General features: G+C 62.9%; 12 protein-coding genes and 1 tRNA gene. 6 read left to right on the top strand and 7 right to left on the bottom strand.

Annotation, left to right across the window (positions count from 1 at the left end; all coding sequences use genetic code 11):
- The first annotated feature begins 66 nt into the window (after positions 1–66).
- Positions 67–849, top strand: a complete 783-nt coding sequence (locus QUH67_RS00960; RefSeq protein ID WP_300944793.1) for a carbonic anhydrase — start codon at positions 67–69, stop codon at positions 847–849.
- A gap of 25 nt (positions 850–874) precedes the next feature.
- Positions 875–2,944 carry a methyl-accepting chemotaxis protein gene (locus tag QUH67_RS00955; RefSeq protein WP_407080503.1) on the top strand — a complete coding sequence of 690 codons (2,070 nt, stop codon included), beginning with the start codon at positions 875–877 and terminating at the stop codon, positions 2,942–2,944.
- 84 nt (positions 2,945–3,028) lie between these two features.
- Here QUH67_RS00955 and QUH67_RS00950 read toward each other — a convergent pair whose 3' ends face one another.
- Both QUH67_RS00950 and trxA read right to left on the bottom strand, forming a co-directional pair.
- Positions 3,029–3,703 (bottom strand): LON peptidase substrate-binding domain-containing protein, encoded by a 675-nt coding sequence (locus tag QUH67_RS00950; protein ID WP_300944791.1) that lies wholly within the window; start codon positions 3,701–3,703, stop codon positions 3,029–3,031.
- A 37-nt stretch (positions 3,704–3,740) separates the two neighbouring features.
- Positions 3,741–4,664: a thioredoxin gene (trxA, locus tag QUH67_RS00945; RefSeq protein ID WP_300944790.1), complete on the bottom strand. Its 924-nt coding sequence runs from the start codon at positions 4,662–4,664 to the stop codon at positions 3,741–3,743.
- A gap of 458 nt (positions 4,665–5,122) precedes the next feature.
- Here trxA and QUH67_RS00940 point away from each other — a divergent pair.
- Positions 5,123–5,197: transfer RNA gene (locus QUH67_RS00940), tRNA-Gly, on the top strand.
- Positions 5,198–5,260: 63 nt separating this feature from the next.
- Here QUH67_RS00940 and QUH67_RS00935 read toward each other — a convergent pair.
- Positions 5,261–7,903, bottom strand: a complete 2,643-nt coding sequence (locus QUH67_RS00935; RefSeq protein ID WP_300944789.1) for a DUF2235 domain-containing protein — start codon at positions 7,901–7,903, stop codon at positions 5,261–5,263.
- Between the two features lie 377 nt (positions 7,904–8,280).
- Here QUH67_RS00935 and QUH67_RS00930 point away from each other — a divergent pair, with 377 nt between their 5' ends.
- Positions 8,281–9,540: a PQQ-dependent sugar dehydrogenase gene (locus tag QUH67_RS00930; protein ID WP_300944788.1), complete on the top strand. Its 1,260-nt coding sequence runs from the start codon at positions 8,281–8,283 to the stop codon at positions 9,538–9,540.
- 86 nt (positions 9,541–9,626) lie between these two features.
- Positions 9,627–10,211, top strand: coding sequence for a c-type cytochrome (locus QUH67_RS00925; protein ID WP_300944787.1), 585 nt, complete (start codon positions 9,627–9,629; stop codon positions 10,209–10,211).
- Between the two features lie 142 nt (positions 10,212–10,353).
- Here QUH67_RS00925 and panE read toward each other — a convergent pair whose 3' ends face one another.
- From panE to QUH67_RS00910, 3 genes are all read right to left on the bottom strand, one after another.
- The gene (gene panE, locus QUH67_RS00920; RefSeq protein ID WP_300944786.1) at positions 10,354–11,277 is read right to left on the bottom strand and encodes a 2-dehydropantoate 2-reductase; all 924 of its coding nucleotides are present in this window, start codon (positions 11,275–11,277) and stop codon (positions 10,354–10,356) included.
- A gap of 96 nt (positions 11,278–11,373) precedes the next feature.
- Positions 11,374–11,979, bottom strand: coding sequence for a 2-hydroxychromene-2-carboxylate isomerase (locus tag QUH67_RS00915; protein WP_300944785.1), 606 nt, complete (start codon positions 11,977–11,979; stop codon positions 11,374–11,376).
- Positions 11,980–12,110: 131 nt separating this feature from the next.
- The gene (locus tag QUH67_RS00910; protein WP_300944784.1) at positions 12,111–12,713 is read right to left on the bottom strand and encodes a DUF2239 family protein; all 603 of its coding nucleotides are present in this window, start codon (positions 12,711–12,713) and stop codon (positions 12,111–12,113) included.
- A gap of 150 nt (positions 12,714–12,863) precedes the next feature.
- On the opposite strand from QUH67_RS00910, the gene QUH67_RS00905 reads away from it, so the two are divergent.
- Positions 12,864–13,529 (top strand): glutathione S-transferase family protein, encoded by a 666-nt coding sequence (locus QUH67_RS00905; RefSeq protein ID WP_300944783.1) that lies wholly within the window; start codon positions 12,864–12,866, stop codon positions 13,527–13,529.
- A 49-nt stretch (positions 13,530–13,578) separates the two neighbouring features.
- Here QUH67_RS00905 and QUH67_RS00900 read toward each other — a convergent pair whose 3' ends face one another.
- Positions 13,579–14,475 carry an SDR family oxidoreductase gene (locus QUH67_RS00900; RefSeq protein WP_300944782.1) on the bottom strand — a complete coding sequence of 299 codons (897 nt, stop codon included), beginning with the start codon at positions 14,473–14,475 and terminating at the stop codon, positions 13,579–13,581.
- Positions 14,476–14,498 lie beyond the last annotated feature (23 nt).

Genomic DNA, 14,498 nt, shown 5'->3' with positions numbered 1-14,498 from the left:
CGCGCACTGCCGCCGCCGCGGCAAATGAACACCAATCTCAAGACACCAAGAACCTGGAGACCTGAAATGTCGATCGATCGCCGAATGTTGCTTCGCGGTGCAGTGGCGTGCGCCTGCTGCTTCAAGGCCGGAGTAGCTGTCGCCGCCGAGAAGCCGGCGCATGGCGGCGCGGCAACGCCGCACTGGAGCTATGAAGGTGACGGCAACCCGGCGAAATGGGGAGAGCTGCAGTCCGACTTCAGGATGTGCCAGCTCGGGCTCGAGCAGACGCCGATCGATCTGAGCAACGGCATCAAGGGCGATGTCGGCTCGGTCGGTTATGACTACAAGGCGTTGCCGCTCCGGCTGGTCAACAACGGCCACACCATCCAGTTCAACGCCGATCCCGGCAGCGCCTGCGTCATTGCCGGTATGCGCTACGAGCTGCTGCAGTTTCATCTGCATCATCCGAGCGAACATCTGCTGGATGGGAAGGGCTTCGATCTCGAATGCCATTTCGTCCACAAGTCCAGCGCCGGCGCGCTGGCGGTGACCGGCGTGTTCATCCGGCCCGGCGCGGCGAACGCCGCGCTGAAGACCTTCTTCGAACAGATGCCAGCCAAGGAAGGCCCGGAAGTGAAACTGGCCGGCTCGATCGACCTCGCGGCCATCCTGCCGAAAAGCGGCGGCTACTTCCGTTACATGGGGTCGTTGACGACGCCTCCCTGTTCGGAGGGCCTGACCTGGACGGTGCACAAGGAGCCGGTCGAGGCCTCGGTCGAGCAAATCAAGAAATTCGCAGCGTTGTTTCCGGGCAACGCCCGTCCGCTGCAGAATCGAAACCGCCGCTTCCTCATCGATGCCTCCTGATCTTTCATTCTAAGAACCGAGGAATATTACCGTGAATAGTGCTTCATCATCTGCCGCCGGCGCGTCGTCCGGGCTGTTCGGCTTCTTCACCAATCGCCGCATCAATACCAAGATCATGATCGGTTTTGCGGTCGTGCTGGCCTTGTTGGCAGTGCTATCGGTGCTGTCGTATCGGGGCTTTGGCAAAGTCTCTGACGGATTCGAGGCGTTCAACCAACGGGTCAAGGTGGTCAGCATCGCCCGCAACGTCGATCGCAATTTCGTCGCCTTCCGCCGGTTCGTGCGCGAGTTCTCGATTTCGGGGGACGAGAGCCTGCTCCCCGAAGCCCGCAGGATGCGGGACCTTCTTGAAAAGAACATCAAGCAGGGGCTCGATGACATCAAGAACCCCGAGCGGCGGGGCAAGATGGCCGAAATTGGCGAACAGTTCGATAAGTACGCCAAGAACTTCGACAAGCTGATTGCGCTCAAGCAGGAACAGAACAAGCTGACCCGAGACGTTCTCGATCCGCTTGGCACGAAGTCGCGTGTCGAGATAGAGGAACTTCAAACCGCGGCAGCCAAGGCCGGCAATTCGAACTCCGTGGTCCTGGCCGGCGAAGCTGTCAAGCTCCTGATGCAGGCGCGGTTGAACGTCAACAAACTGCTCGGCCGCCACGAGGAGAGCGCTGCTCAAGGCGCCGAAAAGGCGCTTGCAGCGCTGAAGAAAACGATGACGGCGTTCGGCGCCGGGATCGTCAGCGAAGAAGCGCGCAAAATTTTCGTTGACGTCAACGGCAACGTCGAAAAATACACCGACGCCTACCACAAGGCGGCCCACGACGCCCACGAGATCGAGATACTTGCCAACGGCGAGATGGCCAAGGAGGCGCAGGCGATCGCCGCCGCCGCAGAGAGCATCAAGGAGTCGGGCATCGCCGAGGAGACGAAGATCGAGCATGAGACGATCGATCTGATCAACTCGACCGAAGGCCTGATCCTGATCATCGCGATCAGCAGCATGATCCTGGGCATCGCACTGGCCTGGCTGATCGGACGCGCGATTTCCAAGCCCGTGATCGGCCTGTGCGCCGGCATGCGGGAGCTGGCGGACGGCAATTTCGAGGTCGTCCTGCCCGGTCTCGGCCGCGGCGACGAGGTCGGCGACATGGCGCAGGCGGTCGAGATCTTCAAGGTCAAGGCCGAGCAGAAGGCCCGTGCGGAAGCGGAAGCCAAGGCCGAGCAGGATCAGATCTTGGCCCGGCAGCGCAAGGCCGACATGATCAAACTGGCAGACAGCTTCGAATCAGCCGTCGGCGAGATCATCCAGACCGTGTCGTCGGCTTCCACCGAACTGGAGGCGTCCGCCACGACATTGACCGGTACCGCCGAGCGGTCGCAGGAACTGACCACGATGGTCGCGGCGGCGTCGGAAGAAGCGTCCACCAATGTGCAGTCGGTGGCGTCGGCCACCGAGGAGCTCTCCTCATCGGTCAACGAGATCAGCCGGCAGGTGCAGGAATCCGCACGGATGGCCAACGAGGCCGTCGATCAGGCGCGCAACACCAACGATCGTGTTGCCGAACTGTCGAAGGCGGCGTCGCGGATCGGCGACGTGGTCGAACTGATCAACACGATCGCCGGCCAAACCAATCTGCTCGCGTTGAACGCGACCATCGAGGCTGCCCGGGCCGGGGAGGCCGGACGCGGCTTCGCTGTGGTTGCCTCCGAGGTGAAGGCGCTCGCCGAACAGACCGCGAAGGCCACCGGCGAGATCGGCCAGCAGATCTCCGGCATCCAGGCGGCGACCCAGGAATCGGTCGGCGCGATCAAGGAGATCAGCGGCACGATTGAAAAGCTGTCCGAGATCTCCTCGACGATCGCGGCCGCGGTGGAAGAGCAGGGCGCGGCGACCCAGGAAATCTCTCGCAACGTGCAGCAGGCGGCGCAGGGCACCCAGCAGGTGTCCTCCAATATCGCCGACGTGCAGCGTGGCGCCAGCGAGACCGGGTCGGCTTCCTCGCAGGTTCTGTCGGCGGCGCAGATGCTGTCCGGCGACAGCAACCGGCTCCAGACCGAGGTCGGAAAATTCCTTGCAACGGTGCGGGCGGCCTAGCCGCCCGCCGTCAGCACAAAAGGCAGTCGCGGGGTCCGAAACGACTTTGGCTCCGCGACCGCAGGATTGATCGATCGACGCTGGCTATTGCAGCCCGGTGTCGCCGGTGGTGCGTTTCTTGGCGAGGTCCATTTCGGTCACCGCGACCAGAATTTCCGCGCGCGTTTTTAAATCGGGTGCTTCCAGCATCGCCTGCTTCTCCGCCGGGCCGTAGGGCGACATCATCGCCAGCGCGTTGACCAGCGCTTCGTTCGGCGCGCTCTCGATGCCTTCCCAATCCACCTTCAGATTGTTGGCCTCGAGAAAATCGGTCAGCACCTCGAGCAGGGCGGTGCGATCGACGGCTTCCTCCCCCTTGCGCGCGACGAAATCGTCGGCATAGGGAAAGAAATCCACCTTGCATTGGCGGTACGCGGTCAGCGCTGTAATTTCTTCGACCACCTTGAAGCGCGCGACACCGGTGAGCTCCAGGATGTAACGGCCGTCGCCGGATTCGGCGAGCTGGGTGATGCGGCCGACACAGCCGACCCGGAACAGCTCCGGTTTCGCTTCGTCCTTGCTGTGCGAAAGATCCGGCTGGATCATCCCGATCAGCCGGTGCCCGTCGCGCAGCGCGTCGTCGACCATAGCCAGATAGCGCTGCTCGAAAACATTGAGCGGCATCTGGCCGCGCGGCAGCAACAGCGCGCCCGGCAACGGAAATACCGGAATGATTTCGGGAAGCTCGCCGGGTCCGCGGTATTCGGCATTGATCGGCATTGACAGTCCCGGTCAGTGGTGTGGGTGAGTATGCGCCTTACGAGAAGAGAATCGTAGACAGCCGCTTTCGTCCATCGACGGTGGCTTCGTCGGCGCCGCCCCACGCCTCGAAGAACTGCACCAGCTGCCTGCGCGCCCCGTCATCGTTCCACTTGCGGTCTCGCCTGACGATTTCGAGCAACTGGTTGGTCGCCTCGGCGCGGTTACCCTGCGCATTCAGCGCCGTCGCCAGATCAAATCGCGCCTGATGGTCGAGCGGATTGGCGGCAAGCTTCTGTTCCAGCTCGGCGACCGGACCGACCGCCTGGGCCTGCTCGGCGAGGTCGATCGAGGCCTGCACCGCCTTGACGGCGGCATCGTTGCGCTTGGATTCCGGCACCAGTGCCAGCGTCTGCTTGGCCTGTTCGATCGCGCCCGTCGTCACATAGCATTTGGCCAGCCCCGCCATCGCAGGGATGCTGGTGGCGTCGAAGCCAAGCACCTCGGCATAGATCTGGGCGGCTGCGGCAGGATCGCCCTCCGCCAGCACGGCCTCGGCCTCCTGCAGTATTTCGGCAATATTAGGCTCGCCCGGCGCGGTCACGCCCTTGGTGAGCTTTTCGATGAAGGCGTTGACCTGGCTTTCCGGCACCGCGCCCATGAAACCGTCGGCAGGCTGGCCCCCGACGAACGCGATGACGGCCGGGATCGACTGGATGCCCATCTGGCCCGGAATGGCCGGATGCTCGTCGATATTCATCTTGACCAGCTTGACCTTGCCCTTGGCGGCACGGACCGCCTTTTCGAGAACCGGCGTGAGCTGCCGGCAGGGGCCGCACCACGGCGCCCAGAAGTCGATCAGCACCGGCTGGCGCTTCGATTCCTCGATGACGTCCTTCACGAAGGACTGGGTGGTCGTCTCCTTGATCAGATCGGGTGTCGCCTGCGGCGCCGGGCCGCCGCCCTGCTCAACTATCGTCACGGTATCCTCGCCTGATGTCTCGAGAAGCTGTCCTGGACCAAGATGTTCCGGAATTCGGGCCCGTTCTAGCACGACGGGCGGCAAGTTCCTCTCCGGTAGATGGCAGCTTCGCCACAAAATTCAATCGGCTGACCCCTTTCCGGGTCCGCCGGGACCTGCCATCGGCATAGCCTCCGGATGGAGTAACGACGCAGAGCGATGGCCGGTTCACCGGTTGGCGCGTCTGAGGCGCGATCGAATCGACCCGCCCCAGGCTGCGAGCGCCCCGCCATGGGTTCCGAGATGTTGAAAGCGGCCGCAAATCCCCGCTTGGAGGCGGTTTCGGGCCGTTTCGCTTCCATTTGTTCATAAAATCGCATGATCCTTGCGACGCCAGATCGCATCCGGACTGTTGCATTCGCGGTCGGCATTTGTCATACGTCTGCCGTTGACGGCGCGTGTTCGCCGCCATCTCGGATGCGGGTGTAGCTCAGTGGTAGAGCACGACCTTGCCAAGGTCGGGGTCGAGGGTTCGAGCCCCTTCGCCCGCTCCAGATTTTCCCGGTTTGGAAACTGCCGCATCGAGGACGGCGCGCGGCCACGGACGCCGTGGGCTGTCACGCTCCTCGCGGAATCCGGTAGACCCAGATTCTGGCCTTTCCCGAATTCACGTTGCGAAACAGCTTCGGGAAGAAGCCGCTGACCGGCTGGTTCAGGTAGACGAACAATTGTCCGTCGCGGGTCGCCCTGAATGGTTCGTCGAGATGGCCGTTCGTCAGCTCGCTATCGATGAAATTCTCCTCGTTGCCGGTCTCGCCGTAGCGAAGGATGACGCGTCCAAATGGCCGATCGAGCGTTCGCTTGAGCGGATAGGCCGCCGCCAGCACGGCAAACCGGCCCAGCGCCAATACCGAGCCGCCCAAGCCGTCCTTCTTCCAGTCAGGCAGGAATTCGCGCAGCGGCATTCCGGTCAGTTTGGACTCGGCGCCGAGAAACTTCCACTCGTCAGTCTTTTCCATCATCAACTGATAGCGCCCGCGCGTCTCCAGCATGACTCCGACCGGCGTGCAAAGATTGGCCGTGTCGAACTCCACGACCGGAGCGCCTCGGCAGGCCTCAGAGGCGCATGTGCCGGGAAAGCTGCCGTCGGGCATCCGCTTGCACAGCTTCATGTCGTCGGGCTCGCAGACCTTGAGCTTCGTCGCTTGCTGCGCGGGATTGCAGAAATCACCGAGACTGTCGCGGAAATTGAAGACGAAGTGACCGGCAAGGGCAAAACCGCCGAACAGGAACGTGACGGCAAAAAATGCAGGCGCAAACTTGAGCTTGATGTCGGTGATGAACTGCCGGTAGCCGTCCTTCAGCCTGAACCGCGCGATGGTGCCGTCGCCAAGCTGCATCGTCGTCAAGATAACGGCCGCGAAGAACTGGAAATACGGATGGGTGAGGCGATCGATGAAAATTTTGAGGTTATCGATCAAGGTCTGCGGAGATTCGGGTGGCTGCAGCCAGTCGCAACCGAGCCATCTCAACACCGGACACAGCGCGATGAACAACAAGATGACGAATGCCGGAATCGGCAAGCGAAGACGGCCGCCGCGTTCATCCGATTCGGCCCGGTGCAGGTCGATCTTTGCGAGGCTCCCGCGCCACGCGCGGCGCATGTGGTCCGTGATGCTGCCCTGCAGGCTTGCGCTCAACCACAACAGCAGCGCGACAAGCGAAGCGCACAATACGAACCAGAGCGGCTCCCGCGCGTAGGCGTTGACCCAGCGTGACGCCCCGTTGGGGAGGGCGAGCGCCACGATGCGAATGAGATCGGAAACCGGCCGCAACGGCGTGGCGAATTCGGCTTGCGCCGGCGCTGTGGACGTCAGCGGATAGGTCAGCAGGTAGAACGACGCGATCACGGTCAGGAAATAGATGATGCGGCGGCGCCAGATCCAGCTCCCGACGATATGCTCCTGGGCATGCTCACGCTGGCGGGCGTTGGCCAGGCTCTCATACTTCGCTTTTCCGGAGGGGGCGGTCAGCTTGTCCGGGCTGATGATTCTCTCGTCATAGGTCAAGATCTCGTAAGCCGGCGGCAGTGCGACCGGGGCATAGAGATGCGCGTCGATGGAGATCCGTTCCAGTACACTCTCGTGGATCTTCGGCATCGCAATCTTCACGCAATCGCGCCTGTCGTCGGAAAATTTCGTATCCGACAAGGCGGCCACGCTGCGGGGTCCATAGCGGTAGTAGCCGCCTAGTCCATTGCGCGAATCGTAGATGCGGCCGTCCTTGTCCTGGGCCGACCGCACCCGCGTGAAGGCGTCGGGATCGGCGCCCGGTGCCTCTTTCAAGGTCAGTCCGCAGCGGCGTGCTTGCGACAATATCCAGGTCAAGGACACATGGGCGAGCGAGTCGTCGGGATAGCCTCCGCCCACGTTGGAATGCACGCCGGCGAACCAGACCTGGGTGATCCGCTTTGGATCCTTCTCATTGCTTTCGTCCCAAAGCAGCGGGTGGAACGTGGTGCGCTCGTCATCGAGCGAGAGGGCGTGGCAAGCCTTGCGGACCAGCGGATGGAGTTGCCGGTCCGGAAACTCGAGTGGCCAGAGATAGCGGCTCACGCCGCGCGTCATTTCGTCGACGGGCAGGCCGTATGCCGCCACGGTATCCCAAAGGCCGAGGAAGGTGATGTGATCGACCGGCCGTTGCTTGCTGTCGTGCTCGGCCGGCAGAAAGATGTTGCGCAGCTTGCGAAATATCCATTCGACCTGGAACTGGGATTTGAAGTTCTTCGCCCGGTGGGCCCGATAGGCCGCCGCGACCTTGCGATCGAGTTCCTCCTCCGTCCGATAGCTCACCAGCCCCTGTTCGCAGATCAGCCCGTTCACCACGCGGATGGTGAAGGCGCCGCGGCTGAAGCCGAACGCGAAGATGTCGTCGTCCTGCCAAGGTCCGCATTTCTCGTTGCGATTTTCTGCTTTGGCAGCGGCCGTTTCCAGCGCCTGGTAGTCGTGACGCGAGCGATAGTTCCGGCAGACGAATTTGTAGATGTCGAGCACGTTGCGCTTGAGGCCGAAGCCGAAGGCGCCGCCCAGGATCGCCAAGGGCTTGAAGGAGGATGTGCCGACGCCGTCGTCGTAGAACGCGATCTGCTGCGAACTCGTCAGGTCCAGCGATTCAAACACGCGCCAGACGTTGGTTCGCCAAACCTTGCCGGCGGAATTGCCGGTACCGTCGGAGAGCAGGATGATCCGCTTGTTCGCCATTGGGGCGCTCGCTCGGGCGCGACTTCCGGTCATACCGGTTGCACGCACCCTCTCAGCGATTCATGCGGCCGACTATGAACTGGGCCACAAATGTGTCGCACGATTGTCCGCCGCGGGCGTTGAGGGGCAATCTGCCTGATGTGGAACGCCGCCCACGCGATATTGCGGTGCAGCGGCGCGCTGCCACGATGCCGGTGCTTGGCAATCCGTCTCACAATTTGCCGAGATCAGCCGAAGCCGCGCGGCGCGCGCTTCTCTCTCGTATCGGATGTGCTACCATTTCACGGTCTGTCTCTGCACCAGACCAAGTTCGTCTCTCGGACGTTCACAAAATAAAATCAGGCGCAGCCGCCAGGGCTGCATAGGGGAGTGACGCGATGAAATCGGCTTTCAATCGATCCATTCTTGCGCTCGCAGCCATCCTTGTTGTCGCAGGAGCCGGTCAGGCCGGCGCGCAGCAGAAGCCTCTGAAGAAATACGAGTCCGGCACCAAGGATTTCTGGACCAATCCGCCGCCGGACTGGTTCCTTGGTGACGAGACCGAAGCGCAGAAGGGCCAGGCGCCGCCATCCGGTCCGCCCACCGGCGCCTCGGAGGCCGAACTCGCGGCGATGATGAAGAAGATCAAGCTGCCGGAGGGCTTCAGCATCGAAGTCTACGCCTCCAACGTGCTGGAAGCGCGGCAGATGGCCTGGGGCGACAAGGGCACGCTGTTCGTCGGCTCCTTCAGCCTCGGGAACGTCTATGCGATTAAGGATGTTGGTGGAAAGCGCGAGGTCAAGACCGTCCTCAAGGGCCTCAACATGCCGACCGGCCTCGCATTCCAGGACGGCGCGCTCTACGTCGTCGCGATCAACAAGCTGATCAAATACGAGAACGCCGAAGCCAATCTCGACAATCTCGGCGCGGGCAAGGTGGTGTATGACGACATGCCGTCCTACGTCGCGCATGGCTGGAAATACATCGCCGTCGACAAGGAAGGTTGGTTCTATCTGCCGTTCGGACCGCCCTTCAACATCGGCCTTCCGCCGACCAGCCTCTCGCAGATCCGCCGCGTCGATCCCAAGACCGGCAACGCCGAGATCTGGGCGCTCGGGGTCCGCAACAGCGTCGGCGGCGACGTCGATCCGCGCTCCGGGCGGTACTGGTTCACCGAGAACGCGCGCGACTGGATCAGCGATGACATGCCAAGCGACAAGCTCAACATGATCTCGAAGATTGGCGAGCACTTCGGCTATCCCTACTGCCACCAGGGCGATTTCCCGGATCCGAAATTCGCGATGGGGCACAAGTGCGAGGAATTCACCCCGCCCGTCGTCAAGCTCGGGGCGCACGTCGCACCCCTCGGCATGAAGTTCTATACCGGCGATCAATTCCCCGCCGAGTATAAGAACAACATCCTGATCGCCGAGCACGGCTCCTGGAATCGCTACAAGTACCAGGGCGCCCGGATCAAGCGCGTGATCGTCGATGCCGACGGCAAGAACGCCAAGTCGGAAATCTTCGCCTCCGGCTGGCTTGAGGGCGACACCGGCTATCTCGGCCGTCCGAACGACATCATCCTCGCCAAGGATGGTTCGATCCTGGTGGCGGACGACTGGGCCGGCGCCGTCTATCGCATCAGCTACAAGAAGTAGGTAGGACGTCAAGGATCAGGGGGCTGCGGTTATCCGGAACGGGTAGCCGCAGCCTTTGTTGTTTGGAGTCGTGCGGAGGAGCTCACATGCGAAATGCACTGGTCGGGATCGTGCTGGCGGCGATATTGGCCTGCGGTTCGTCGGCCCGAGCCGCCGATATCGCTGCCGGCAAGAAGAAGGCCGAGCTGTGCGTCGGCTGCCACGGCGAGGCCGGCATTTCGCAGATGGAGAACATTCCCTCGCTCGCCGCCCAGCCCGATCTATTCATCCAGTGGCAGCTTGTGTTTTTCCGTGCCGGCACCCGCAAGAATGAGCAGATGCAGCCGATCGTCGAGCAGCTCAACAACGAGGATATCCGCAACCTCGGCGCCTATTACGCATCGCTGGCGCCGGCGAAGGAACCGAAGCCGGACGATGATCCGGACCTTTCAGCCAAAGGCGCGCAGGCGGCGGCCGGTCGGCGCTGCGCGGCATGTCACACCGATACCTACGCCGGCACCAAGGCCGTCGCCCGCATTGCCGGACAGCGCGAGGAATATCTCGTGAAGGCGCTGCGGGATTACAAAACCGGCGTGCGCGCTGGCGGCGCCATGGCGGCGATGGCGGATGTCGCCTTTCCCCTCAGCGAGGAGGAGATCGAGGCGCTCGCGCATTATCTGGCGCATTTGTAGACGTTGGTCGTCCCTGCGAACGCAGGGACCCATACTGCCGCTGCAGTATGTGTCTTGGAAGGCCTCAGACGGCCCGCTTCTATCGATAGCACAACGCGGTCTGGGTCCCTGCGTTCGCAGGGACGACGAAGATTGAGCGGGACTACGCAGAGCGCTGTTTCTCATACGCCTTGAGATGCGTATACGCGATGCGCAGCTTCGGCACCGGGATCTTGGCGGCATCGGCACGGGCGACGAGGTCGCCGATCACATGGTCGGCCTCGACCGGCAGCCCGGCCTTGATGTCGCGGAACATCGAGGCGGTCATCGGCGAGCCTTCGGTGGTCAGCATGCCGCTGGTGCGCTGGAAGAACGGGCCGGTCGGCGCAAAGCCCGACGCTTTTGCAATCGCGCTGCATTCATCGAGCATGCCGAGCAGAAAATCCTTGCCGCCGGTGACCGCCAGAATGTTGCCGACCGAGGTTCGCATCAGCGACGTCGACGCCGCGAGCGACGCGAGGAAAACCCACTTCTCCCACATGTCCTGCAGGATATGGTCGCTGGCCACCGCGCCGATCTTGCCGCTGTCGAACACTTTTGCGATCGCGCGCACCCGCTCCGACATCGCGCCGTCGCGTTCGCCGAAATTGAGCGACTGCATCGGCGCCAGCTGGACCACCTCGCGGGCCTCGTTGAGCGTCGCGGCGATGGCGCAGAGGCCGCCGAGCACGCGGCCGGCGCCGAATTCTGCGTCCAGAACGTTGAGGTGCAGCATGCCGTTGAGCAGCGGAATGATCGCCGTATCAGGCCCGACCGCCGGCGCAAACGACGTGATCGCGTCTTCGAGGTCGAACGCCTTGCAGCTCAGCAGCACGACGTCGAATTTTTCCGTGAGCTTGTCCGCCTGCACGGCCGGCGGGCTGTTGAGCGTCACGTCGCCGTTGGGGCTCTTGATGACGAGGCCCGCGCTGGCGAGTTCGGACGCGCGCTTCGGCCGGACCAGGAAGGTCACATCATTCCCGGCCTGAAGCAGCCTGCCGCCGAAATAGCCGCCGATGGCGCCGGCCCCGACCACGAGAATGCGCATGCGATACTTCCTTTTCTTGGTCTTGGCGGGCGAATTGAAAGCTCAGGTCACCGTCTATCATCAACCATTCGTTATTCGCCACTCACGAATTTCTCTCTACTTGCCCGACGCCATTTCCTCGACCTCGCGAAGCTGCTCCTTGCCGAAGAACATTTCCTGGCCGACGAAGAATGTCGGCGAGCCGAACGCGCCGCGCTCCACCGCGTTCTGGGTGTTCTCGATCAGCTTTGCCTTCACGTCGGCATCCTGCGCGCGCGTCAGCAGCTTTGCGGCGTCGAGGCCGGACGAGGCCAGCGCCTTGGCCGCGACCTCGGGGTCGTCCATCTTCTTCGGCTCGACCCACATGTGGTGGAAGGCGGCTTCGATATATTTCTCGAACACACCTTCGAACTGGGCCGCCACGGCCGCGCGCATCAGGTTCAGCGTGTTGACCGGGAAGAATGGATTCCAAACATAGGGCTTGACGCCAAAACGCTTGAGGAAGCGCTCGGTTTCCAGCGCGTGGAATTCACGCTTGTTCTTGACGCCGGCGAGTGTTTCGGCGGGCGACTTGTTGTTGGTGGCCTTGAAGATGCCACCGAGCAGGATCGGCACATATTCGAATTTTACACCGGTGCGTCGTTCGATCGCCGGAATCGCTTCATGGCTGAGGAAGGCGTTGGGACTGCCGAAATCGAACAGGAATTGCGGATTTGAACTCACGGCAGTCTCCCCTGATGTTTCGGCTCATTGTGACGCAAGGCAAACGCTGCGTCCACGGTATTATGACGGTCATAATATCGTGGCCATGCAGCGCCGCGCACGGAGGCCGAGGGGCGAAAGGGCGATCGCGCCTATGGCTCGGCGCGATCGCTGAAGGCGAGCTTGACGACGTGGTCGCGGATATCGTCGGGCCAGCCGGCGATGAGACCGACGAAGCGCCGCCGGTCGTCGGCGAACAATGCCCGTGACGCTTCCTCGAAGCCTGCGAGATTGCCGGCCATGACCGACATGAAGCGATAGGCAGCATCGCGTGCGGCCCGCACGCGATCGGCATCGCCGTTAGCGCGGCGCGCTTGCTCCACCAGCTTGCGGAGCGCGACTGAGGCGCCGCCGGGCTGTGTGCCGAGCCATTCCCAATGGCGCGGCAACAGCGTCACCTCACGTGCGACCACACCGAGTTTTGGCCGCCCGCGACCGCGCGGTTCCGCCGCCGGCTCAGGGGTGGCATCGGGCGGCGCAGCGGGCCGCGGCAGGCGGGACACCACCTCGCGCTCGGTGCCGCGAAGGTCGAGGTCGATCGGCTGGCCCGTCGCGTCGCTGAAAGTGATGATCGACGGCGCGCCGGGCCGGCGAGACGCCTGCATGACCGCGATCGCGACCTCCGCGAGCGGACCCGCGGCGAGACGCGCTGGGCCGATAAAGGCCGTGAAAACGGGGCGGGTCGTGTCGGTCATCGGACAAACCATGGACTTTTCGATCGTTTATATTTGCCCGGGTAAATATTTTTGTCAATATTGCCCGGGTAAATATTATCCTGTTCTTCTGACTGTCTCGACTTTGCCCCGACCGGCTGGCACCAACGGCGGCCAATCAAAGGGAACGCCATGCTGACGGTTCATCATCTCAACAATTCCCGCTCGCAGCGTGTGCTGTGGCTGCTCGAAGAGCTGGAGGTTCCGTACGAGATCGTGCGCTATCAGCGTCAGCCGGACATGCGGGCGCCGGCGGAACTGCGCGCCGTTCACCCGCTCGGCAAATCCCCCGTTGTTACCGACAATGACAACACCATCGCGGAGTCCGGTGCGATCTGCGAATACATCATCGGCACCTACGGCAACGGGCGCCTCATCCCGCAGCAGAACACGCCGGAGCGCCTCCGCTATACCTACTGGCTGCACTATGCCGAAGGCTCTGCGATGCCGCCGCTGCTGCTGAAGCTTCTGTTCACGCTGATGCCGAAGCGCGCGCCGGCCCTGCTGCGCCCGGTGGTACGGAAGGTGTCCAACACGGCGCTGACCACCCTGGTCAATCCGCAGCTCAAGCAGCACATGGATTACTGGGAAAGCGAGCTGGCCAAGAGCGAATGGTTCGCCGGCCCTGAATTCAGCGGCGCCGATATCCAAATGAGCTTTCCACTGGAAGCCGCCGCGGCCCGTGGCGGACTGGAGTTCGGTCACCCCCGGGCGATGGCGTTTCTCGAACGCATCCACGCCCGTCCGGCCTATGCGCGTGCGCTGGAAAAGGGCGGGCCGTACGTGATCGGTCGGTGACGACCTTGCGGCTGAATGCGGTCCCGCGGCGTTGCCCGGCGGCTTCCGTCTAGCGCGACGTCTGCGCGGCGCCCACCGACGGTAGCGCCTGCACGGTGACGCCCGGGGGCGGCACATCGTCGTCGGGCACGAAAAAGTCCGACATCAAGGGCACCGAGCGGTCGACGCGGTAGTGCTCAAAGTCCCTGACGCCCGAGGCGTACAGCACCTTGTCGTCGATGCAGAACTGTCCGGTGAATTCCCGTGCCGGGCGGGTCAGAATGGCATGCGCGGCGTCGCCCATGATCTCGGGCGTGCGGCTCGCGCGCATCATGGTCTCGCCGCCGAGCAGATTGCCGACCGCGGCGGTGGCAATGGTGGTGCGTGGCCACAGCGCGTTGACCGCGACGCCGGCGGATCTCAGCTCACCCGACAGCCCCAGCACGCACATGCTCATCCCGAACTTCGCCATCGTATAGGCCGTGGAATGCTCGAACCATTTCTGCTTCATGTCGAGCGGCGGCGACAGCATCAGGATGTGCGGGTTGGCGGCCTTCTTCAAATGCGGAATGCAGTATTTCGACACCATGAAGGTGCCGCGCGTATTGATTCCCATCATCAAGTCGAACCGCTTCATGTCGGTTCCCTGCGAATTGGTCAGGCTGATGGCGCTGGCATTGTTGACGCAGATATCGATGCCGCCGAACTCACTGACGGTCTGCTCGATCGCCGCGATCACCTGCGCCTCGTCACGGATGTCGCACAGCACCGGCAGCGCCTTGCCGCCGGCGGCGCGAATTTCCTCCGCCGCCGTATAGATGGTGCCCTTGAGTTTTGGATGCGGCTCCGCGGTCTTGGCCGCCACCGCGACATTGGCGCCGTCGCGCGCCGCACGCAGCGCAATGGCCAGCCCGATGCCGCGGCTGGCGCCCGAGATGAACAGCGTCTTGCCTTTGAGGGACGTCATTGGGCTCGCTCCCGGTTTCAGTT

This window comes from Bradyrhizobium roseum (genome assembly GCF_030413175.1).
Taxonomy (GTDB): domain Bacteria; phylum Pseudomonadota; class Alphaproteobacteria; order Rhizobiales; family Xanthobacteraceae; genus Bradyrhizobium; species Bradyrhizobium roseum.
This window is presented reverse-complemented; position numbering and strand designations above follow the sequence as displayed.